Origin of the sequence: Janibacter indicus, assembly GCF_900176385.1 — a bacterium.
Taxonomy (GTDB): Bacteria; Actinomycetota; Actinomycetes; order Actinomycetales; family Dermatophilaceae; genus Janibacter; species Janibacter indicus.
Window position 1 is genome coordinate 98881 of sequence record NZ_FWXN01000006.1, and the last position, 22096, is coordinate 120976.

The window sequence follows — 22096 nt, forward strand, 5'->3', positions numbered from 1 at the left end:
TTGGCGCGAAGGGGGGGTCAGCCCCGGCCGTGCCCCCGCCCCACGGTCGTGTCGACCCACACCAGCCGGTGGTCGCTCGTCGGGAAGGGGTAGCTGCCGGTGAGTCGGTGCAGCGGGCTGTCGCTCGTGGGCCAGAAGACCCGCGCGTCCCGGATCGGCAGGTCGCTGCTCGGCAGGACGTAGTCGGCGCGGATGTTGCCCGGCGGCTCGGCGAAGTCGGCGGTGTCCTCCGCCGGGTCGCCGACGTGCTCGTCGTTGATCCCGCCCTGCTGCTCGCTCGCCTCGACGGCACCGCGGCTCGTCGGCGTCTTCGAGGTGTTGACCCGCGGGTGGTCGAGCAGCTGGTGGATCGCGTTGATGCTCCTATAGATCGTCAAGTCGATCAGGCCGCGATTTCGAGCTCTCCATTAACGGGCTTGGCGATGGCGTCCGGGGCCAGCAGCAGGCGGAAGAGCTCGCGAGCGAAGTACCGCTTCAGGCACCGGATGATCTCCCGCTTCGACATGCCCTCGGCGGTGCGACGGGCCACGTAGTCGATCGTCGGCTGATGCCAGCGCATGCGCACGATGACCACGCGATACAGCGCGGCGTTGGCCTGCCGGTTCCCGCCGCGGTACAGACGGTGCCGGCTGTTGGTCTTGCCGGATCCAGCCGGGATCGGGCACGCGCCACACATCTTGGCAAACGCTGCCTCGGACTTGATCCGGTTGGCGTTGTCGCCGGCGGTGATCAGCATCTGTGCCGCAGTGTCGTAGCCGACGCCGACGGCCTCGACGAGCTGGGGCGCAGCGGCCGCAGTGAGTGCCTTCAGTGATGCGGCGTGAGCCTTGGCCTCCTCGTGCAGCGCCAGCCAACGCTTCGCCATCGAGGACAGCACGTGTCGCATCGCCACATCCGGGTCGCCCGGCACAACAACGGCAGGTGCGCCACGGCGCACGGGCGGCAGTGGAGTCGGACCCTCCAGCGCCGCGCACGCGAGGATCAGCTTGTGGTCGGTGAGCGTCTCCAGCTCCGCCCGCAACGCCTCGCTCCCGGTCGCGAGGGTCGCCTTGAGCGTGATCATCGCGGTTGTCCGCGCTTGAACGGCACCGTCGTAGGCGATCTTGACCAGCCTGATCGTTTCGACCGCGCCGTCGGCGGTCTTGGGTGTCGACAGCCCGTGCCCAGCCAGTAGCTGGCGTGCAGCGTGCTCGGCATCGATGGTGTCGTTCTTCCCTGCGAGTCGACGTTCCGCGGCCCGTGCTGGGCGGGCGATCTCGTGGACGTCGTGACCGTGGTTGCGCAGGTAGCGCGCCAAGCCGACCCCGTAGGAGCCGGTGCCCTCGACGCCGAACCCGATCAGCCGACCGGCCGACCCGACGAAGGCCAGACAGAAGGCGAGGAGCTCCTCAAACCCGGCGATGGTGGTGGGCACGACGATGTCGCCGAGCCGGCCGCCAAAGCCGTCGATCGCGACCGCTACGTGGTTGTCCTTGTGGGTGTCGACGCCGACGATGACATCGTCACGCCGAAGCTGCATGCTGGGCATCGGGCTGTGGATCCTCTCTCGCACTTTCCGGGCGGGCTGTCCATGGCTCAGCTGGCCGGAGTGGGCGGACAGGACTGCGATGAGGCCCTGGTCGAGTCAGGCTCCTATCAGGTCACTGCCCACCCGGCCAGCAGCCTGGTGAACGCCACCACCCGGGGCCGACACGTCAACGCGAGGGCACCCGCAGGGCCGGTCATAAGCAAGGGTCAGACCCCAGGTGGTGGCGCAGTCACGATGCTCGCAGTCGGTGCTGTCGCCGTCGTCGGGGTCGGCGTTCTGGTCGCCGGCGATGACGAAGCTGGCCCCCCGCGGGAGGCCACCTCGCCTCCCTTCGTCGTCGCGGATCCAGCGCGCGTCACGACCGCCGCTCACGTAGTCGGCCCAGAGGCGGATCTCGTCGGCGTTGCGCCGGCCGTTGCGGTCCTCGGGACCGTCGAAGGTGGGCGGCGTCGGGTGGCTGGCGAGGAGGTGGACGGTCTGGCGACCGATGCGGATCGGCAGGTCCCAGTGGCTCTTGCTGCTCAGCCGCAGGTCGCGCTGCTCGGCAGGCGAGTAGTAGTCGGTGGGCATGCGGTTGCCGGGCATCGACTGCCACGTCAGCTGCTGGAAGGTGCGCACCTTGCGCGTGTCGATCGGGTACTTGCTGTAGACGACCATGCCGTACTGCCCGGGGAAGAGCCCGAAGCCGTAGGCGTCGTCGCCGCCACCGACGATCCCGTCGTTGTTGAGGTCGTGGCCGCTCGGCACGCCCGTGTTGCTCGGCGCGATGTAGTGGTACGGGTAGTCCACGGGGTCGGCGCCTCGCTGGCCGACGGCCAGGTAGTTGTCGCGGAAGAGGCGAGCGGCCTTGCGGGAGTAGTCGAACTCGTTGACCAGCACGACATCGGGGTCGACCCGCTGGATCGTCTCGGCGACATTGCGCGCCTGCTCGTTGTCCCCCGTCGAGAGGTCCTGCTCGAGCTGGCCCTCGGTGGCCCGGTTGAGCGAGGCGTTGAAGGTCGCGAAGCGCACCTCCTCGGGTCCGGGGCGGGCGGCGGCCGGCGCGGCCAGGGTCAGGGCGAGGGCAGCGGCTCCGGCGAGCGCGCCGGCCGTGCGGATGCGTGGCGTCATAGACCCGACGCTAGGACCGAAGGGAGAACACCGCCTGTCGTGCACACGAACACCTCCCTCCCCCACGTTGGTCGAGACCCACTCCCACGCTGGTCGAGGTGCGAGGCCGCCCGCGGCCGAGCCTCGAGACCCCGTGACACCACGCTGGTCTGGGTCCCACGCTCCGTGTGGGCGGTGCGAGGCCGCCCACACGTTGGTCGAGGTGCGAGGCCGCCCACACGTCGCGCACCTGCTCGCCTACACCGGCCACGGCATGCAGGGCCCTGCCTACAGCGCGCTGCTGCACCGCGAGGCGACCTCGACCAACCGTGCGACCGTGCTCTCACTGGCGTCGATGTGCGCCTTCGGCTCGACCGCCATCACCCTGCGCGCTCGCGGGCCTGCTCGCCGACGCGACCTCGACCCCCATGGCCATGGCGGCTGCGGGAGTCTTCGGTCTCGGCGGCGTCTGGTGCCTGCTGCCGGCCCTGCGCGCCGAACGTCGCCGCCCTTCGCTCGCTGAGGCCGCTCCTGCCGGCCGAGCCGAGGTGCCCACGACCGAATAAGCGGACCCGGATACCTCGACCCGCCAGCAGCGGCGCCAGGGCCTCACAGGGTCCGCGAGATCAGCTCCTTCATGATCTCGTTGGTCCCGCCGTAGATCTTCTGCACGCGCGCGCCGGCGTAGAGCCGCGCGATGGGGTACTCGAGCACGTAGCCGTAGCCGCCGAAGAGCTGAAGGCAGCGGTCGATGACCTCGCACTGGACGTCCGTCGTCCAGTACTTCGCCCGCGAGGCGGTGGCGGCGTCGAGCTTGCCGTCGACGTGCAGGGCGACGCAGTGGTCGAGGAAGGTCCGCGCCGCCATGACGTCGGTGGAGACCTCGGCGAGGGTGAATCGCGTGTTCTGGAAGGCGCTGATCGGCTTGCCGAAGGCGGTGCGCTCCTTGGTGTACGCCACCGCGAGGTCCACGGCGAGCTCGGCGGAGGCCACCGCGCCGACGGCGATCGCCAGCCGCTCCTGCGGCAGCTGCATCATCAGCTGGTAGAAGCCCTGCCCCTCCTCCTCACCGAGCAGGTTGGCCACGGGCACCCGCATGTCGGTGAAGGCCAGCTCACGGGTGTCCTGACCGTGCTGGCCGACCTTCTGCAGCACCCGACCGCGCTCGAATCCTTCGAGACCGTCGACCTCGGCCACGATGAGCGAGATCCCTTGTGCCCCTTCGCCGCCGGTGCGCGCGACGATCACGACGAGACCGGCGTGCGAGGAGTTGGTGATGAAGGTCTTCGACCCGTTGATGACGTAGTGGTCGCCCTCGCGCTTGGCGGTCGTCGTGATGTTCTGCAGGTCCGACCCGGTGCCCGGCTCGGTCATCGCGATGGCACCGATGAGCTCGCCGGAGGCCATGCGCGGCAGCCACTTCTGCTTCTGCTCCTCGGACCCGTAGGCGAGCAGGTAGTGGGCGACGATCGAGGAGTGCACGGAGTAGCCGAGCGCGTCGTCGCCGGCCCGCCCCTGCTCCCACATCACGGCCGCCTCGTGGGCGAAGCTGCCGCCACCGCCGCCGTACTCCTCGGGGATCGAGATGCACAGCAGGCCCGCGGCGCCCGCGGCCAGCCAGGTCTCCTTGTCGACCTGGTGCTGCTCGGCGAAGCGCTCCGCGTGCGGCGTCACCTCCCGTTCGAAGAAGGTGCGGGCGAGGGTGAGCACGTCGGCCACCTCGTCCTGCATCCACGGGGAGACATAGGGCTGGGGCATGAGGATCTCGGGCATCGTTGCCTCTCTCTCACGCTGGCTGAGGTGCAAGGAGCTCTGCGACGAGCCTCGAAGCCCGGCTCGGTCTCGAGGCTCGGCCGCGGGCGGCCTTTGCACCTCGACCAACGTTGGTCGGGGTCGGTCAGCTGGAGCGAAGGGGGGCGAGCGGCACGTCGTGCTCCGCAGCCCATGTGGCCCACTCGTCGGCCGTGCGGGTGGCGAAGACCTCCGCCAGCCGCTCCGTGGTCAGCTCCTCGGGCGCGATCCCGAGCGCCTCGACGACCCGCGCGGTGAAGTGCGGCTCGAGCGCGGCGAGCGCGATCGGTCGGTCGGCGGTGTCGTAGACGGCGTAGACCGGCAGGCCGCCGCCGAGCAGGGCACCGGGTGTGGTGAGCCCGTGCAGGAGCGGCCCGGCGATCGTCTGCGACACGTCCGACAGGGCCACCTCGCGGCGTACCCCTTCACCCGTGCGGGCCCGGGCCACGAGCGCGGCCGCAGCCTCCGCCGCCGCCCGCTCCGACCCGGCGAGGTCGACGACGAGGGTGGTGGGCATCCTCCCTTCGCCGAGCAGTCCGGTCACAGCCTGGTAGGTGAGGTCGTGACCGGGGGTCTCCGCGTCGTCGCCGGGGTGGCCGACGATGTCGACCTGGCAGACCTGCGGGTGCCGGCCATGCACGGACTCGAAGTCGAGCCCGAGCCGGCGCAGCGCCGACGGCCGCGAGCTCGTGACGAAGACGTCTGCGGCAGCGAGGAGCTCGTCGACCTCGGCCCGACCGGCGTCGGACTTCAGGTCGACCCGGCGCACCTCCTGACCGACGTGCAGCTCGTCGTAGTAGTCCCTCGCGAACTGCTCCATCGGGTCACCGCCCGGGGGCAGGACCGTCACGACGCTCGCCCCCTGCCCGGCCAGCCGCGCGACGGCGGCCGGCCCGGGCAGGTTGATGGCGATCGAGACGACGCGGACGCCGGTCAGGGGCCCGGACACGTCAGGCCTTGTCGACGAGGGTGCCGGCGGCGACCCGCCCGCGCAGCCACTCCGACGGGCGGAAGCGCTCGCCGTAGGCGTCGGCGAGCTCGTCCGCGCGGGCGACGAAGCCGGCCAGGCCCTTCGAGGCTCCTTCGTCGCTCCTCAGGGAGCGGTGCTCGTAGTTCGTCATGAAGGTCGCCGGCCCACCGGTGTGCGGCGGGAAGCCGATGCCGAAGATGCCACCGATGTTGGCCGACTCGGTGTCGGTGAGCACGCCGTCCTCGAAGCAGCCCGCGGTCTCCAGCGCCATGATGAAGAGGTAGCGGTCCTGCAGGTCACGAAGGGGGACCTGCGTCCCCTTCGCGAAGCGCTCGCGCAGCCCGGGCCACAGGACCTTGGGCCCGTCGGCCGGGTAGTCGTACATGCCGGCGCCGGCGGCGCGGCCCTTGCGACCCTCCGCGACCATCGTGTCGATGAGCTCCTCGCCCGGGCCCTTGGGCAGGGTCGTGCCCTCCGCGGCCGCGGCCTTGTCGGCCTCCGCGCGGATGTGCTGGGTGAGGGTCAGCGAGACCTCGTCGAGCATCGCCAGCGGCGGCGCGGGGAAGCCCGCCGTCGTCGCGGCCCGCTCGACGACCATCGGGTCGATGCCCTCGGCAACCGCCACGGCGCCCTCGAGGATCAGCGTGCCGAAGACCCGGCTGGTGTAGAAGCCGCGCCCGTCACCGACGACGACCGGGATCTTGCGGATCTGCTGGACGATGTCGATCGCGCGGGCGGTCGCCTCGTCGGAGGTCTGCTCGCCGCGGATGATCTCGACGAGCTGCATCTTGTCCACCGGGGAGAAGAAGTGCAGGCCGATGAAGTCGGCCGGGCGGCTGGAGAACTCCTGCAGCGAGGTGATCGGCAGGGTCGAGGTGTTGGAGCACAGCAGGGTGTCCGGCCCGACGACCGCTTCGACCTCGGCGAAGACCTGCTTCTTGAGGTCGTAGTCCTCGAAGACCGCCTCGATGACCGCGTCGACACCGGCGAGGTCGTTGACGTCCGCGGTCGGCGTGATGCGGGCGAGCACGGCGTCGGCCTTGGCCTGGTCCATCTTGCCGCGCTCGACACGCTTGGCGAGCAGCTTCTCGGAGTAGCTCTTGCCCTTCTGCGCGCCCTCGATCGAGACGTCCTTGAGGACGACCTCGATGCCCGACATGGCGGCGGAGTAGGCGATCCCGGCGCCCATCATCCCGGCGCCGAGGACCCCGACCTTGCCGACCTGGCGGCGCTCGACGCCCTCGGGGCGCAGCTTGCCGCTGTTGATCGCCTGCAGGTCGAAGAAAAAGGCCTGGATCATCGCCGTCGACTCGCGGCCCGCCGCGAGCTCGGTGATGTAGCGCGACTCGATCCGGCTCGCGGTGTCGAAGTCGACCTGCGAGCCCTCGACGGCCGCGGCGAGGATCGCGCGCGGCGACTTCGTCGGGGCGCCCTTGAGCGTCTTGCGCAGGTTGGCGGGGAAGGCCGGCAGGTTGGCGGCGAACTTCGGGACCGACGGGGTGCCACCGGGGATCTTGTGGCCCTTGACATCCCACGGCTTGGTGGCCGCGCCCTCGTCGCCGGCGTGCTCGCGGATCCAGGCCTTCGCGGCCGGCACGAGCTCCTCGCGGGTGGCGACGAGCTGGTCGATCACTCCCTTCGCGTGGGCCTGCGCCGGCGCGTACTGCTGGCCCTGCAGCAGCCAGCCCATGAGGGCCTCCTGGATGCCGAGCATCCGCACGAGGCGGGTGACGCCGCCGCCACCCGGCAGCAGGCCGAGGGTGACCTCGGGCAGGCCGAGCTTGATCTTGGGGTCGTCGACAGCGATGCGGTGGTGGGTCGCGAGCGCGAGCTCGAGGCCGCCGCCGAGCGCGGCGCCGTTGATCGCGGCGACGACGGGCTTGCCGAGCTGCTCGAGGCGCCGCAGCTGCGACTTGATGCCCTCGATGCCCGTGAAGAACTCCCCCGCCGTCTCGGCGGTGACCGACTGCAGGTCGGTGAGGTTGCCGCCGGCGAAGAAGGTCTTCTTGGCGGAGGTCAGCACGACACCTGTGATGTCGTCGCGCTCGGCCTCGAGGCGGTCGACGGTCTCGCCCATCGCCGCGATGTAGGTGTCGTTCATCGTGTTGGCGCCCGCACCGGGGTCGTCCATCGTCAGCGTGACGATGCCCTCGTCGTCGCGCTCGTAGCGGATCATGTTCTCGCTCATGGCTTCTCGTGCTTCCTGTCCGTGACGAAGGGGGGTCAGACGCGCTCGACGATCGTGGCGACACCCATGCCGCCGCCGATGCAGAGGGTGGCGATGCCGCGCTCGAGGTCGCGGCGCTCCAGCTCGTCGACGAGGGTGCCGAGGATCATCGCGCCGGTGGCGCCGAGTGGGTGGCCCATGGCGATCGCGCCGCCGTTGACGTTGGTCTGCTCCTCGCTCCAGCCCATGTCGCGCATGAGCTTGAGGGCGACCGCGGCGAAGGCCTCGTTGATCTCGACGAGGTCGATGTCGCTGGCCTTCATGCCGACCCGGTCGAGGGCCTTGCGGCACGACGGGGCGGGGCCCGTGAGCATGATCGTCGGCTCGGAGCCGATGACCGCGGTGGAGACGATGCGGGCGCGAGGGGTCAGGCCCATCTCCTGGCCGACGCGCTCGTTGCCGACGAGCAGCAGCGCGGCGCCGTCGACGATGCCCGAGCTGTTGCCGGCGTGGTGGACGTGGTTGATCGCGTCGACGTGCGGGTACTTCTCGGTCGCGACGAAGTCGAAGCCGCCCTGCTCGCCCATCGCGGCGAAGGAGGGACGCAGCCCGCCGAGCGACTCGGCCGTCGTCCCGGGGCGGATCGTCTCGTCGCGGTCGAGGATCGTGATGCCGCTGGCGTCCTTGACCGGGATGACGCTCTTGTCGAAGTAGCCGCCCTCCCAGGCGGCCGCCGCGCGGGCGTGGGACTGGGCGGCGAAGCGGTCGACCTCGGCGCGGTCGTAGCCCTCGATCGTCGCGATGAGGTCGGCGCTGATGCCCTGGGGCACGAAGTCGGTCTCGAGCGCGGTGCGCGGGTCCATCGCCCACGCTCCGCCGTCGCTGCCCATCGGCACGCGCGACATCGACTCGACGCCACCGGCGATGAGCAGGTCCTCGAAGCCGGAGCGCACCCGCGCCGCGACCTGGTTGACCGCCTCGAGGCCGGAGCCGCAGAAGCGGTTGAGCTGCACGCCCGCCACCGGCTCGGGGTAGCCGGCCTTGAGGGCGGCGATGCGCGGCAGCACCGCGCCCTGGTCGCCGACCGGCGAGACGATGCCCATGACGAGGTCGTCGACCTGGGCGGCGTCGAGGCCGGGGTTGCGCTCCCGGATCGCCTGCAGGAGGCCGACGGTCAGGTCGATCGGCTTGACCTCGTGGAGGGAGCCGGAGGACTTGCCCTTCCCTCGGGGCGTGCGGACGGCGTCGTAGATGATCGCCTGGGGCTGCTCGGGCATGGGCCGGCTCCTTCGCGGGTCACTGCTGGGGTTCGCCTCGCACCCTACGCAGCCGTTGAACACATGTGCAATGGTGGGTCGACTTGTTCACCGTCACACCGAAGGGAGGTCCCCGTGGGTTCACGAGAAGGCGCCGCCGGCGACACCAGCACGCGGATCCGGGACGCGGCACTGGCGCTCTTCGCCGAGCGGGGAGTCGCCGCGACGAGCCTGCGCGAAGTCGCCCGCTCCGCCGGGGTCGCCCCCGGTCTCGTCGGCCACTACTTCGGGAGCAAGGACGGGCTGCAGGAGGCGGTCGAGGACGCGGTCGTCGGGCTCTTCCACGACGCGCTCGGCTCGGTGCCGCTCGACGGACCGGTCGACGAGGTCGTCGCGGGGCGCGATGCCGCGGTCAACGCGATGTTCCGCGCCAACCCGCACGCCGTGGACTACCTGCGGCGGGTCGTCGTCACGCCCGGTGCGGGTGACGGTCGTCTGGTGCGCAAGCTCCTCGACGAGCAGATCGTGCAGACCCAGACCCTGCGCGACCACGGCATCGGCGCCAGCCGCACCCCCGTCACCGAGCAGGCGGTCCGGGTGCTCGTCCGCCAGCTCGGCACATGGCTGCTCCAGCCGGCCCTCGGCCGCCTCTGGGCCCTCTCCGGCGCCGAGGGCCCACCCCCCGAGGTCCGCGTCACCCTCCGCTGACAGTCACCCACCCCGTTGGTCGAGGTGGCCGAGCGCCGCCCCACCCGTTGGTCGAGGAGGCCGAGCGCCAGCGAGGCCCTCGAGACCGCGCAACGCACCAGGTCTCGAGGCTCGGGCGCGGGGCGCCCTCACACCTCGACCACCGTGGTCTCGGGGCTCCTCACGCCCTCGACCAGCGATGCGCGTCAGGCGTTCGGGTCGGCATTCTCCGGGCACTGGCACCACTGGTCGGCGGGCACCTGGGCCCGGACCTGGGCCACGTGCTCACCGCAGCCGCTCCACGTCGTCTTGCCGCACTGCTGGCACCGGACCGGCATGCACACGGGCGGTCACTCCCCTTCGTCGTCATGGAGCCGGCGACGTGCCGGCCCCTCTCACAGTAGGGTCCGAGCATGGCCGATCGCACCACCTACCTCCTCGTCGACGGGGAAAACATCGACGCCACGCTCGGGGTCTCCGTCCTCGGGCGGCGGCCCGAGCCGCAGGAGCGCCCGCGGTGGAACACGCTGCTGGAGTACACCGAGGCGGTGTGGGACCAGCCGGTCAAGGGGCTCTTCTTCCTCGCGGTCGCCGGTGAGCTGCCGGCCTCCTTCGTCCAGGCGCTGCTCGCCATGGGCTATCGGCCGGTGCCGCTGCGGGGCGAGGGCAAGGTCGTCGACATCGCGATCCAGCGCACCGCCGAGGCGCTGCTCGAGCGCGACGCCGACGTCATGCTCGTCAGCCACGACAACGACTTCACGCCGCAGATGGACGCGCTGGCCCAGGACGAAGGGCGTCGGCTCGGCATCGTCGGCTTCGGCGAGTTCATGGCGGGCGGGCTGCGGCAGGTCGACGGCGTGGAGTTCTTCGACCTCGAGTACGACGTGTCGGCCTTCAAGAGCCGGCTGCCGCGCGTTCGGGTCATCGAGATCGACGAGTTCGACCCGCTCGAGTTCATCTGACGAAGGGGGCCCCGCCGTGGGCATCGTCTACTCCGACGTCGCAACCTCCGCCGACGGCTTCGCCGCGGGTCCGCGGCGAGTGGGACCGTGACTGGCGGGGGGTGGTGGGGCGACGAGCCGCCCTACCACGGGCCGGTCTTCGTGCTGACGCACTTCGCCCACGAGCCGATCGAGATGCAGGGCGGCACGACCTCCACTTCGTCACCGACGGCATCGAGGTCGCGCTGAAGCGCGCCCGGGCCGCGGCCGGCGGGCGCAACATCTCCGTCGGGCAGGACCGCCGAGCCCTCGGCCCAGCCACCGATGGTGACGTCAAGGCCCTCGGCGACCGCGACGCTCGTGCTTGGCGCGGCCACCGCGGCCACCGCGATGGTCGTGGTCCGGATCAGCTGGCGCATGGACTCGTCTCCCCGTCGTCAGCACTACCCGTGCGACAGCAGGCCAGCCCTGCCGTCAGCGCGCGAGGAACACTCCGCGCCACGCCTGCTCGTCAGGCGCGAGGCCGCCGCAGGAGCAGGACGATGCCGATGACGAGCGCCGCGAGGGCGATCACGCAGGCCGCGATCCCGAGGACCAGCGACCACACGACCCACGGGTCCTCGCTCGCCTGGTCGACCATGATGGCGCCGAGGCCGCCGTAACCGACGACGCCGAGTCCGCAACATCCCAGCAGGACGCCGAGACTGATGAGCACGGCCGCCAGTGCAGACCGAGTCCCCGAGGACGCGGGTCGAGAGGCGGGCGCCGGTGCACTCATGGTGCGACCCTAGTGAGCACGGGGTCGTCGGTGGCCTTGCGCACGAGGCGAAGGGAGCCGGTCCGATGACGATCGAGCTCGCCCTCCCCTTCGTCGGGGCCTGGCAGGTGCGCAACTCGCCCGCCAATCGGGTGCCGAGCCACGGCACGACCCGCTTCGCGTCGGCCCAGGCGATCGACTTCGTCCCCGTGGGCGGGGACGAGCGGACCGCGCCCCTCACGTGGCGCAGCCTCCTGAGACCGGAGCCGCCGGAGCACTTCCCGGGCTTCGGCCGGGCCATCGTCTCGCCCGTGAATTGCGAGGTCGTCGTGGCCCACGACGGCGAGCCCGACCACGCGGCGCACCGCGGGCTGCCGTCACTCGGCTACGCCCTGACCCAGGGTCGGCGGGCTGCCGCCGGCTGGCCCGCCCTCGCCGGCAACCACGTGACGATCCGCTGCGCAGTGGGTGTGGTCGCCCTGTGCCACCTTCAGCGCGGCAGCCTGACGGTGACGGTCGGCGAGCAGGTGGGCACCGGTCAGCCCGTGGCGCGCTGCGGCAACTCGGGCAACAGCACCGAGCCCCACGTCCACGTCCAGGCCATCGACCGCCTGCCCGTCGAGGCGGCGCAGGCGGTGCCGATGACCTTCGACGGTCGGCTCCCCCCCAACGGGAGGTCGTGTCGGCCTGACCCTGAGTACGACATCTGTGGCGTGTTCACACAAAGCCCCAGGACTGGGCTGCAGGGCCACCGCGACGCGACGATGGTCACGCGATCATCCGGGTTCTGTACACGGTTCAGCGGCTGGAGCCAGTCGTGTCGTCATCGTCTCGATGGCTACGACCTCGACGCCCCCCTATCCGGCGACGGAGGTCGGTGGGCTGGCATGGCCATGACGGTCGCCTGCTCGTCGACAACGACCTGTCAGCTCCCTCAGTCGATGTCGAACTGACGGCTGCGCTCCTCGCCAGCCTCAGTCCAACTCACAACGATCGCAGCCCTGGACGTAGCCGCGCTGTAGGTCACAGGGACCTTGCGGGTCTGGCCGTGCTGGATTGTCGTCGGCCCGGACCAGTGAAGCCAGAAACTGGTGTCCGGGGCCGCTTCGACCACGACATCCTCGGCGTCGACGTCCCCCCTGTTCGTCAAGTCGACCCAACGCTTGGTCTCGTACTTCAGGCGGCCTCGGCTGTCTGTCTTGGGGAGCCGCTCGCTGGCGGGCTGGACCAGGAAGTCGACGCCGTTGTTCGTCCCGGGCGGCGCATCGACAGAGTGCTGCAACTGGGCGATGTCGTGCTCGATTGCCTGCCAAACCTTGCTTCTCAGTTCACCGGTGTTGGCGAAGGTGCTGTACAGGCCTGCCAGCTCCTCCTGAAAGTCGCGCAGCCGCTTGAGCTCGTCAACATCAACATCCCGCGGTAGCGGCTCGTCCGAGAAGAACGGGTGTACGGGCTTCCCTGCGGCATGCGCACGGTTCATCTCCTCGGCAGTGCCAGACAAGGCGCGGGAGGTCTCCCGTCCAAGTCGGCTGCCGAAAAGAGCGATGACGATGTCTGCATCGTCGACGAGCTGATGGTTGATGATCTCTTGCGCGTCCCCGCCAAGCCGTGGAACGGCGCTCGTCTCCCACTTCAACGGCAGGAGAATCACCTTACGGGTCCGCGCGCTTGCATCGTTCCACTCGGCGAGCGAGTCGTAGACGGCCTGACGAGCCTCGGGCACGTCTGAGGGCGAGGCGATCATGACGGCGAAGACCTGGGCCAGATGCATGCGGTCAATGTAACCGTCACCTCCGACACCCACCGCCGCCGAAGCAGGCCCCACGCGAGGTGGCGTCGGTAGCGCCGCAACGATCGCGAAGGCGGCTCCCGCGAGCGCCAGGAGTGCCTCCGGCATCGCCCGGCGCGGGTTGCCCCGACCGCGGCCTTACCTCGACGCGATCTGCGACCAACTCGACCTCGACGAGGACGCCAGCATCATCGTCGCCCTCCCCGAGCCGACGAACAACGAAGCCTCGGGGCATACACCGATGATGGCCAGCGCTACGAGGCCCAGTGCAATATCCTGCCGACCTTCACCCAGGCCGCTTCGCCCCTGTCCGTGGCTCGAGCGCGTGGTGGGCCCAGGGGGACCGCTCGAGCAGGGAGTGAGCTCCCTGGCCTCAGTCAACGGAGGTCGTCGACGACTCGCACTCCTGGCCGAGCTCTGACTCGTCGATCGTGGTGTCCCACAGTCCGACCTTGTGCCCGGTCTGGTCGGGGACGCTCTGGTCGGCGTAGTGCAGGCTGGCCGTCTCGAACGACTTGAACTGGTAGATGGCCGCGTTCATGTGCTGGGCGTTGAACACACCGATCTTGTTGAGCAACTGGAAGTCCTGCACGGTCAGGCCGGTGACGCGGGTGAACAGGTCCGAGTCCAGGGACTCGATGACATCCTTGAGAGCTTCCTCGCGGTAGTCCGTGACGTACATGAAGACGGGGATCTTGGCGAGGAACTTCTGGAGCTTCTCGCGGATCTGCTTCTTGACGCCGTTGGACTCCTTCTTCTCCTTCTTCTCGTCCGGCTCGAGGTTCCCCTTGCCCTTCTCACGCTCGACCTTCTTCAGTTTGCTCGTCGAGGTGACGACCTGCTGGGCCATGTTCGCCAGGTTGCGGAAGTCCTCGATCTGCTCCAGCCCCTCGAGGAGCTCCTTCTGGTCCAGCAGCGCGGTCAGCGTGTGCTCGTTGACCTCGACGAGCACCGGGGAGTTCCACCGGGCGGCCAGGGCGGAGGCCCCGACGCCGGTGGTGGCGATGTTCAGGACGTCTGCGGCGTCGAGCTGGAGCATCTGGCCGCCGGAGAACTGGAAGATCGGCAGGTAGTTCATCAGGTCGCCGATGGCCTGCTGCGGGGTCGCGTCGTCCCCGACGGTCGCCAGCTTCATGCCGTACTCGGCGACGAGACCCAAGGCCCGGTTCGGGTCAAACTCGAAGACGAACACCACGTCCTTCTGGACGTCCAGCGACCCGTCGGGCTGCCGGTAGGACCACGGTGACTGAATCCGGAACGCGGACTGGAAGTACGACTCTGGTGACTTGAGGGACCGCAGCATGAAGATCGCGCCCCACTCGCGGATGGTCACCCCGGTCATGAGTTTCCCGCACGAGAGGGTGATCGACCCAGACCGGTTCTGATCGCGGGCGGTCTTGATGGCCTTCTCCACGAGCGGCTTGGCGGCGGCGCCCATGCCGGCCTTCGGGCCGGCGGCGACGTGGATCTCGTACCCGGAGAAGTAGGGGTGAGCCTGGAGCAGGTCGCGCATCGCGAAGCACGAGGCGACGTCGGCCATATACCAGACGGAATGCGTGATGGCCTTGGCGAAGTCGGCTGACTCGTACGGGAACGGGGCCTTCTTGCTGCTCTGCCCGAGGATCTGCATCCTCATCTGCTCGGTTAACTTGCCGCGCAGCATCTCGAGGAACTCCGAGACCCTGGTGGGGTCGATGAAGACGTACTCGCCGGGGGCTGTCGACTTCGACTTCGGGTCGACGCGCTCAGCCCGGAAGTACTCGCTGAGGTTGAAACCATTGAACTCGCCGTCTTCGGCATACGCCATCGCGCCGGCCCCCATCTCGTAGGCGTACATCCGCATCTGCGGCAGGTCCACGTACGGGTTCTGCCCGACGGCAGGGTCCCACCGCTCCTTGGCGGCCTGCTCGTCGATGTACGTCCAGTTGAAGATCGCGTCCTCGGTGAACTCACCATTGGTGATCGCCCGGAACGGTGTCCCCGACAGGTACAGGTAGTTCCGTGCTGTGAAGCCCAGGTCGTCCTCGGTCACCCAGTCCTCGGGCTCCTCGAGCTCGGCCAGCTTCTTGTCGGTCGGGTCGTACAGGTCGCGAGCCGAGTCACGCCAGGCACCGAAGTGGTACTCGTCGAGGACGATGCAGTCCCAGTCGGTCAGATGGATCGTCTCGTTGTGCGCCTTGATCGTGCCGTCCGCTGACTTGCCGGTGACGTCCTGGAACGACGCGAACCACACCAGCGGGGCCGCACCGTTGACGAGCTCATCGGCGTCCTCGATCGAAGTGGCGCGGTCGACGAAGTGCCACCCTTCGAAGTCCGCGTGGGAAAGCAGGTCGTCCCGCCAGGCGGCCTGCACCGCAGGCTTGTAAGTGAGCACCAGCACCCGGTTCCAGTCCATCTCTCGGGCCAGCTGGTACGTCGTGAAGGTCTTCCCGAACCGCATCTTCGCGTTCCACAAGAACCTCGGCGCACGGGAGTCGCCAGCGTGCGCGGTGAAGTACCCGGCGGTGACCGCGACCGCATCCTCCTGCTCGGGACGCATCGGGAAGTCCAGCGTCCGGGTCGACTCAAAGGCCGTGCCTTGGCGGACCGCGACGATCGCGGCCTTCACCTCGTCCAGGGTCGCCTCGAACCACTCCTGGTCCCTCGCGATGCCCTGAGCCACGAGCTCCCGGTGAACGTCGTGATCTGAGAACCACGTACCGTCCACGCGCTGCGCCGGCTCGTCCAGCAGGATGTCGACACCCTTCAAGCCCGGGTACGCAGTGTTCAGCTGCTGCCTGATCCGGTCACGGGCCGTCGGCTTCGTCGTCTCCCCGACCTTGACCAGACCGACGCCGGTCGTGTGCGTCTGGCCGACCGTGCGCTCCCACGCCGGCTCGCTACGACCCGGCACCGTGTAGACGTAGATCCGCTTGGTCGTCAGGGGTGCTGGAGAGGTCTCCTCGACCCCCTCGTCGACGAACACTTGGCCGCCCGTCACGTGAGCGGTTCCTTTTCGGGCGCCGGCATCTCGTTGACCTGCGACTCAATGAAAGCAATCTCCTCCGGGCAGATCCCGTATCTCTCGTAGAGCGCAGCGTCCGTCCAGTGGCGGTCCAACGGGACGTCGGGGACGAAGGCATAAACGTCCTTGGTTGCGTGCTGCGATGGCTTGCGTAGTGAGACCAAGAACCGCACAAAGCGCGTGCGGAGGTATGCGGCTAGAGATTCGGCCTCGCCCTGCGTTGCAAAGCGGCCAGCGACCAAATAGGTCTCTGTGCAGGCGGTGTCTGGACCCGCAACGATAGGACGGCTGAGGAACATCGTCTCGACGGCGGCACTGGTCCCCTGGACTGCTGTCATGAGCACCTTCCAGTCGTCGCTCCAGGCACGATTCGTGACGAGCTCACTTCGACTCACCCAGGAGCGTCGCTGCGACCCGTAGAGGCGGATAGGCGAGTTCTTGCCCTCGGGTGTGGGGGAACCGTGGAAGTTCGTCGGCAGGCCGAAAGGCTTGCGGCTCGAAACCTTCGAGGACAGCGTCGCCTCACCTAGCGACCTGACCTTGTCCAGGATCGGGACTGCTTCGTTCCGTCGGATCAGGACTCCGTAGCCCCCCAGGTGTCTGGATACGGCGGGGCCGACCGGCACGCCGTCCCACATCGTCTGCACGCGGCAGGGACCCGAGTGCTCACGATCCCAGAGGAAGTAGGAGACACCGCCCCTGATCTTCACTCCCGGAAAGCAGTCGTACAACTTGGGGTAGTCGACCAACTCTGCCAGGTGAGAGTCCGACAGCATCGAGTCCCTGAACGTATCCAGCCCCTTGCCCCCCGCGAACCACCGCGAAGGGGTAATCATGACCACGTAACGAGGGTCGAGGCTGATCGCCGTGGACACGAACTCCTGATAGATCGGGGTTGCGCTCGTACCGTGTCCTCCGTCGTCGACCTGGTACGGCGGGTTCCCGACGATGACATCGAACTTCATGTCCTGCATCTCCTTGGTCGGGTAGACCCCGTGGATGAACGAGTAGGCGTGGTTCTCGCGACCTTCGCCGCGTTCGAGATCGAGAGGTGCGCCGCAGGCTGTGCAGCCACCAGTAACGGTGCCGTCCTTCTTCTTCGGGAAGGTGTGCTCGGCGCGGACGAACGGGATATTCCCGTCGGGATGGTCGAAGCGGAAGACGCTGTGCTCGCCGGACGCGTCTCGTGAGTAGTAAAGGGACCGGCGCGAGATGATCCCGGTCATCTCGGTGATCGAGGTGCCCCAGAGCATATGCTTGTAGATGTGCTCTCGGCGTTCGTCGAAATCGGGGATCTGGTCGGAGAGCCCTTCGAGGAGGCGGGCCGCAGCTTCGCGCAGGAAGACCCCCGACTTGCAGACCGGATCGAGCCACACGTAGTCGTCCTTGCCCCAGACCTCGCCCGGGAGGATGTCGAGCATCGCTCGCGCGAGCTTCGGCGGGGTTGGGACCTCGTCGTTCGAGAGTTGGGCCAGGCAGTCGAGGATGTCGGGGATGTGCTGGCCTGTCCGGATCTGCTTCGCCAGTTCGGCCTTACTCATGCGAAAGCTCCCTTGCCTGGGGTGGGCGCGGCAACCGGGTCGGGGTTGTCAGCAAGCAGACTGAAGTGGATGGGAACGGTGTCCCGCGCCGGGGCAGACTCAGACAGCGAGGTGAACAAGTCGAACTCCTGCTCGGTCTCCTCGAGCTTCGACCACTCGCGGATCACATACCCGGCCTTGCGCTGCCAGTGGTATTCGACGATGTCGATGTCCTTGGCGTCGGTGAGGGTGTTCGCTCGCACGATGTTCGACGCGAGGACCGCGTCGACGGCGCTGAAGAAGCCCGACGAGACTGCCTCTGTGCTCAACGCGATGTTCATGTGGTGCTCCATCTCGACACGCATGTAGTGCCGAGAGGCGTCGACGTTCGACTGGTCGATGTCGATCCCGTAGATGGACGACAGAGCCCGCAGGGCAGCCGCTTCGATCGTGGCTGCGGTGCGCTGGTGCGGGCGGCCGACGTACGCGAGCTTGCGGTCGAGGATCTCGACGAGGAAGTTCCCGGATCCACATGCCGGCTCGAGGAAGGTTCGGCCGATGTTCTTCGGGTCGGCCCCCGAGGGGAACATGTCGGGGACGAGGTCGAGCATGGCCTTGACCTCCCGCTCGCGCGTGTAGACCTCGGCGAGGTCACGGACGCGCTCCCGGGTCTTCGTCTGCGACGTGACGGCGTCGCGGTGGCGAATCATGAGCCGCCCACCCGGAGGTCGAGTTGTCGACGGCCGCGCTCGTCGGGCCCGTCGATGATCGGGATGAGCGTCACGCCCAGACTCCTTCTGCCCACATGCACTGATGGCAGCGGTAAACCCGCTGGTCTAATCCTACGGACGGGTAGCGACAGCGACCCCTCACCGACGGTTGTGTGCCACCACGCCGCCGCGTCAGCTGGGTGGAAGGACCCAGGTGTCCGACTGACCGTGACTCCGGAGGGCTACCGCGGCCAGCAGGTTAACGTCGAGTGCGAGACCGATAGCCACCACGTCGCCCAACTCATCCAGACCTCGCCCCGCAGGATGCGCCCTAACCGGTCCTCGGGGATCGCCGCTGCCTTGGCTAAGTCCCGCACTGTCTCACCACTCCCGGTCCAGCCACGTCGTGACTACTCGAGCCAAGGCTGCCTGCAACCAGGCAGCTCGCCCTTCAGCCGCGGGTCCGACCACCGACCTCAGACTCCGGTCCAGATCCTCTCCTACCTCGCTCTGCTGGTCTGCGACGGCTGCGGCATCAGGACCCACGACGCATGAGGACGAGCCCGAAAACTGGACGGCGGGCTGACGAACGATCGCGGCGGTCGGTGGGGGCGTACCGCGGGCTGCCGTCGCTCGGCTACGCCCTGACCCAGGGTCGGCGGGCGGCCGCCGGCTGGCCCGCCCTCGCCGGCAACCACGTGATGATCCGCTGCGCAGGGGGTGTGGTCGTCCTGTGCCACCTCCAGCGCGGCAGCCTGTCGGTGACGGTCGGCGAGCAGGTGGGCACCGGTCAGCCGGTGGCGCGCTGCGGCAACTCGGGCAACAGCACCGAGCCCCACGTCCACGTCCAGGCCATCGACCGGCTGCCCGTCGAGGTGGCGAGCGCGGTGCCGATGAGCTGCGACGGTCGGCTCCCGCACAACGGCGAGGTCATCGAGGGCTGACCCGCGCCGAGCACGACGAAGGGCGTCGCACCAGCTGGTGCGACGCCCTTCGACATGTGTGCGCGAGGGGGGATTTGAACCCCCACGCCCTTTCGGACACTGGCACCTGAAGCCAGCGCGTCTGCCGTTCCGCCACTCGCGCAAAGAGTGCGCCCATCGCCTTCCGGCGCACGAGCCGTCTCATTGTGCCCCATGACCGGGCAGATCCCCAAAGCGAGGGTCAGTCGCTCTCGCTCACGGCGATGTGCTGCTGGGCGAGGCGACGCAGCGGGGCGAGGACCCGGTCGACGAGGACGGTGCCGAGCACCACCTGCCGCACCGCGCCGGCGGCGTCCGGCGGGACGGAGTCGACGTCGACGCGGGCGATGCGCAGCACGGCGTCGGCGTACGTCGTCATCCGTGCCTCGTCGAGACCGAGGCCGGCGGCGTCGCACGCGGCCCACGCCGTGTCGAGATCGTCGATGACCGGGTCGTGGGGGTGCACCTGCCAGCCCGCCTCCGCCAGCCAGGCACGGGCCCGCGAAGGGGGGTTCCCCCCTTCGTCGGGGTCGTCACCCTCGGGACCGGCCACGAAGTCCTCGCCCAGGAGGGCCCGCTGGGCGGCGCCCAGCACGTCGACCCGGGAGGTGCCGGGGTCGGCGATGACCTCGAGGACCTGCCGGGTCGTGGCCAGGGACAGCCCGCCGACACTCGTCAGCGCGCGGATGAGACGCACCCGCTCGACGTGCGCGTCCCCGTAGGCCGCGCTGGTGCGCGACAGCGCCTCGCCCGGCGGCAGCAGGCTCTCGCGCAGGTAGTACTTGAGCGTGGCGACCGGGACGTCGGTCGCCGCGGACAGCTCGGAGATCTTCATCAGGCTCACCTCTTGCGCCGGATAGTAGTCCTACCCAATACTGGATAGCGGCACTATCCATTTGGCACCAGGGAGGCACCGACCATGCAGCACCACACCCACGCGCACGACGACGACGTCGTCGTCTTCAACATCGGCATGACCATCGCCAGGCCCCACCGCATCGACCTCTGGTGGCCGGTCTTCGTCGCCATGCCGCGGATGATCGCCGAGCTGGAGCGCAATCGCGCGGCAGCCGAGCGCGGCGAGGCCGAGGACCTCGGCTTCCTCGGCGCGACGACACTCATGGGCCGCCGCGGCCCCTGGGTCGTCCAGTACTGGCGCAGCACCGAGCAGCTCTACCGCTATGCCAGCTCCGCCGACCACGCCCACCTGCCGGCGTGGAAGGCCTTCAACGCCGCCGGCCGCAAGCACCCCGGGGCCGTCGGCATCTGGCACGAGACCTTCGCCGTGCCCGCGAGCGGTGTCGAGACCCTCTACGGCAACGGCGCGCAGATCGGCCTGGGGGCGGCAACCGGCACCGTCGAGGTGAGCCGACGTGGCGCCCGGGCCCGCACCCGCCTGGGCTCGCGGGTCGCCTGACGCGCGGCTCCCGCCGGTGGAGGTATCCGCGACCGGCTATCCGGTCGCTGCCACCTCGACCCGACCCGGGCGCCGCACGACCTTGAGGAATTGCGAAAGAAGGGCGGGCGAAGGGGGCGGCCTCAGGCGGCGCGGGCCTCGTCGACGCCGCGGGCGGCCTCGAGCAGCAGGTCGATCGCGCGCTGCGCCGCCGGGTTGGTCTCGGAGGAGTCGCGCAGCAGGGCGACGATGCGGCGGCGCGGCACCGGATCACTCACCTCGAGCACGGCGGTCCCGGCAGGGGCAGTCAGCGCCGCCAGCCGCGGCAGGACGCACACGCCGACCCCGGCAGCGACGAAGGCCATCGCCGTGTGATGGTCGTCGGAGCGGGCGACGTAGTTGGGCGTGACCCCGGCCGCGGCCGCGGCGCGGTTGATGATCTGGGTGCACATGCTCTCGACCCGGTCGTCACGGATCCACGCCTCGTCGACGAGGTCCGCCAGCCCGATCTCGCCGCGATCGGCGAGCGGGTGGTCGCGGGGCACGACGCACACGTAGGTCTCCTCGGCGAGCACGCGACGGCAGCGGCCGGGCGTCTCGGGCAGCTCGACCTCGAGATCCTCGACCCGGATGTCGATGTCGGCGCGCAACCCCTGCTGCTGCAGCGCCGTCTCGTTGAGCGCCAGGTCGACGACCAGGCCGGGGAACTCCTCGCGCAACCGGCGGACCACCGACGGCACCCACTGCTGCGCGGCCGAGCTGAAGGAGGCGATCTCCAGACCACCGGTGTGCCCGGCCCGCAAGTCGTCGACCATCCCGGTGAGCCGGGCGAGGTTGCCCATGAGCTCCTCGGACTCGGCGGCGAGCAGGCGACCGGTCGCGGTTGGCACGATGCCGCGTCCCGCCTTCTCGAAGAGGGTCAGCCCCGTCTCCCGCTGGAGGGCGGTGATGTGCTGGCTGATCGTCGACGGCGTGTAGCCGAGATGGCGGGCGGCGGCCTGCACGGAGCCGCTGGCGACGACGGCGCGGAAGACCCGGATGCGGTTGACGTCGAGCATCTCCCAACCATACGCCCGGACCGAACAATCCGTCGATAATCATCGCTTGTCCCGCACGGTCTCGGGGAGGACCGTGGAGGCATGAGCCGCTTCCGATTCCCCTTCGACCCGACCGCCCCCGCCGACCGCGACGACGTCCGGCTCGCCGCCGAGCTTCAGGCGATCGCCCAGGACGACACCCGCCGCCCCCCGGCCCCAGCAGATCTCCCGACGCACCCGCCGCGGGCACGCACTTCGCCACGCCCTCCGACCGAAGACGCTGCCCCGGCACTGACCAGGGGGAGGCGAAGGGAGGGTCCGCGCACATCAAGCCGAAGTCCGGTTGACCGACGTGACGTCGTCGACCGACGCAGGGACTTCGGCGGGCGCGGACCCTCCCTTCGCCGGACCTCCCTTCGAGACGGCCGCGGACGGCCTCCTCAGGGAGCGGGCGGCAGCTGGCCGCGAGGCGCGCATCGGCATGGGTTGCAG

Annotated in this window: 19 protein-coding genes, 1 tRNA gene and 1 pseudogene; 6 read left to right on the forward strand and 15 right to left on the reverse strand. The window is 69.4% G+C overall.

Annotated elements, in window-relative coordinates; all coding sequences use genetic code 11:
- Positions 1-17: 17 nt before the first annotated feature.
- The 7 genes from B9B60_RS08510 to B9B60_RS08540 all read right to left on the reverse strand — a co-directional run bounded on the left by B9B60_RS08510 (position 18) and on the right by B9B60_RS08540 (position 8822).
- Positions 18-377 (reverse strand): hypothetical protein, encoded by a 360-nt coding sequence (locus B9B60_RS08510; RefSeq protein ID WP_084450911.1) that lies wholly within the window; start codon positions 375-377, stop codon positions 18-20.
- A 5-nt stretch (positions 378-382) separates the two neighbouring features.
- Positions 383-1528 carry an IS110 family RNA-guided transposase gene (locus B9B60_RS08515; RefSeq protein ID WP_084450912.1) on the reverse strand — a complete coding sequence of 382 codons (1146 nt, stop codon included), beginning with the start codon at positions 1526-1528 and terminating at the stop codon, positions 383-385.
- Between the two features lie 96 nt (positions 1529-1624).
- The gene (locus B9B60_RS08520; RefSeq protein ID WP_234993808.1) at positions 1625-2638 is read right to left on the reverse strand and encodes an endonuclease/exonuclease/phosphatase family protein; all 1014 of its coding nucleotides are present in this window, start codon (positions 2636-2638) and stop codon (positions 1625-1627) included.
- Between the two features lie 588 nt (positions 2639-3226).
- On the reverse strand, positions 3227-4390 hold the full coding sequence (locus B9B60_RS08525) for an acyl-CoA dehydrogenase family protein (protein ID WP_084450913.1): 1164 nt from the start codon (positions 4388-4390) through the stop codon (positions 3227-3229).
- Positions 4391-4514: 124 nt separating this feature from the next.
- On the reverse strand, positions 4515-5357 hold the full coding sequence (locus B9B60_RS08530; RefSeq protein WP_084450915.1) for a CoA transferase: 843 nt from the start codon (positions 5355-5357) through the stop codon (positions 4515-4517).
- Position 5358: 1 nt separating this feature from the next.
- Complete coding sequence (locus B9B60_RS08535) at positions 5359-7566, reverse strand: 3-hydroxyacyl-CoA dehydrogenase NAD-binding domain-containing protein (protein WP_084450917.1); 2208 nt, start codon at positions 7564-7566, stop codon at positions 5359-5361.
- Between the two features lie 35 nt (positions 7567-7601).
- Positions 7602-8822, reverse strand: a complete 1221-nt coding sequence (locus tag B9B60_RS08540; protein WP_084450918.1) for an acetyl-CoA C-acetyltransferase — start codon at positions 8820-8822, stop codon at positions 7602-7604.
- A 114-nt stretch (positions 8823-8936) separates the two neighbouring features.
- On the opposite strand from B9B60_RS08540, the gene B9B60_RS08545 reads away from it, so the two are divergent.
- The 3 genes and pseudogenes from B9B60_RS08545 to B9B60_RS17525 form a co-directional block, all read left to right on the forward strand.
- Positions 8937-9509, forward strand: coding sequence for a TetR/AcrR family transcriptional regulator (locus tag B9B60_RS08545; protein ID WP_159451178.1), 573 nt, complete (start codon positions 8937-8939; stop codon positions 9507-9509).
- A 392-nt stretch (positions 9510-9901) separates the two neighbouring features.
- Entirely contained in the window at positions 9902-10450 is a 549-nt protein-coding gene (locus B9B60_RS08550) for an NYN domain-containing protein (RefSeq protein ID WP_084450921.1), read from the forward strand.
- A 68-nt stretch (positions 10451-10518) separates the two neighbouring features.
- Positions 10519-10719, forward strand: a pseudogene (locus tag B9B60_RS17525) (dihydrofolate reductase family protein); the annotation flags it as partial.
- 221 nt (positions 10720-10940) lie between these two features.
- Here B9B60_RS17525 and B9B60_RS16875 read toward each other — a convergent pair.
- Entirely contained in the window at positions 10941-11144 is a 204-nt protein-coding gene (locus B9B60_RS16875) for a hypothetical protein (RefSeq protein WP_143445509.1), read from the reverse strand.
- Positions 11145-11272: 128 nt separating this feature from the next.
- Here B9B60_RS16875 and B9B60_RS08560 point away from each other — a divergent pair, with 128 nt between their 5' ends.
- Positions 11273-12139, forward strand: coding sequence for a M23 family metallopeptidase (locus B9B60_RS08560; protein ID WP_084451156.1), 867 nt, complete (start codon positions 11273-11275; stop codon positions 12137-12139).
- Here B9B60_RS08560 and B9B60_RS08565 read toward each other — a convergent pair.
- The 4 genes from B9B60_RS08565 to B9B60_RS08580 all read right to left on the reverse strand — a co-directional run bounded on the left by B9B60_RS08565 (position 12121) and on the right by B9B60_RS08580 (position 18110).
- A complete protein-coding gene (locus tag B9B60_RS08565; protein WP_084450923.1) occupies positions 12121-12957 on the reverse strand; it encodes a hypothetical protein in 837 nt (278 codons plus the stop codon). The two genes, B9B60_RS08560 and B9B60_RS08565, sit on opposite strands and share 19 nt — an antisense overlap.
- Positions 12958-13348: 391 nt before the next feature.
- The gene (locus B9B60_RS08570) at positions 13349-15955 is read right to left on the reverse strand and encodes a GIY-YIG nuclease family protein (protein WP_200811196.1); all 2607 of its coding nucleotides are present in this window, start codon (positions 15953-15955) and stop codon (positions 13349-13351) included.
- A complete protein-coding gene (locus tag B9B60_RS08575) occupies positions 15952-17520 on the reverse strand; it encodes an Eco57I restriction-modification methylase domain-containing protein (protein WP_084450927.1) in 1569 nt (522 codons plus the stop codon). Before B9B60_RS08575 ends, B9B60_RS08570 begins: the two co-directional genes overlap by 4 nt.
- The gene (locus B9B60_RS08580; RefSeq protein ID WP_200811197.1) at positions 17517-18110 is read right to left on the reverse strand and encodes a DNA methyltransferase family protein; all 594 of its coding nucleotides are present in this window, start codon (positions 18108-18110) and stop codon (positions 17517-17519) included. The genes B9B60_RS08575 and B9B60_RS08580 overlap by 4 nt, the downstream gene beginning before the upstream one ends.
- Positions 18111-18814: 704 nt before the next feature.
- Here B9B60_RS08580 and B9B60_RS08590 point away from each other — a divergent pair.
- Positions 18815-19153: a M23 family metallopeptidase gene (locus B9B60_RS08590; RefSeq protein ID WP_234993809.1), complete on the forward strand. Its 339-nt coding sequence runs from the start codon at positions 18815-18817 to the stop codon at positions 19151-19153.
- 59 nt (positions 19154-19212) lie between these two features.
- Here B9B60_RS08590 and B9B60_RS08595 read toward each other — a convergent pair.
- Positions 19213-19295 (reverse strand) — tRNA-Leu (locus B9B60_RS08595).
- A 78-nt stretch (positions 19296-19373) separates the two neighbouring features.
- The gene (locus tag B9B60_RS08600; protein ID WP_084450934.1) at positions 19374-20006 is read right to left on the reverse strand and encodes a MerR family transcriptional regulator; all 633 of its coding nucleotides are present in this window, start codon (positions 20004-20006) and stop codon (positions 19374-19376) included.
- An 84-nt stretch (positions 20007-20090) separates the two neighbouring features.
- On the opposite strand from B9B60_RS08600, the gene B9B60_RS08605 reads away from it, so the two are divergent.
- Positions 20091-20588 (forward strand): DUF4188 domain-containing protein, encoded by a 498-nt coding sequence (locus B9B60_RS08605; protein WP_084450935.1) that lies wholly within the window; start codon positions 20091-20093, stop codon positions 20586-20588.
- Positions 20589-20710: 122 nt separating this feature from the next.
- Here the strand turns inward: B9B60_RS08605 and B9B60_RS08610 are convergent, their stop codons facing one another.
- Positions 20711-21625, reverse strand: a complete 915-nt coding sequence (locus B9B60_RS08610) for a LysR family transcriptional regulator (RefSeq protein ID WP_084450937.1) — start codon at positions 21623-21625, stop codon at positions 20711-20713.
- Between the last annotated feature and the right edge of the window lie 471 nt (positions 21626-22096).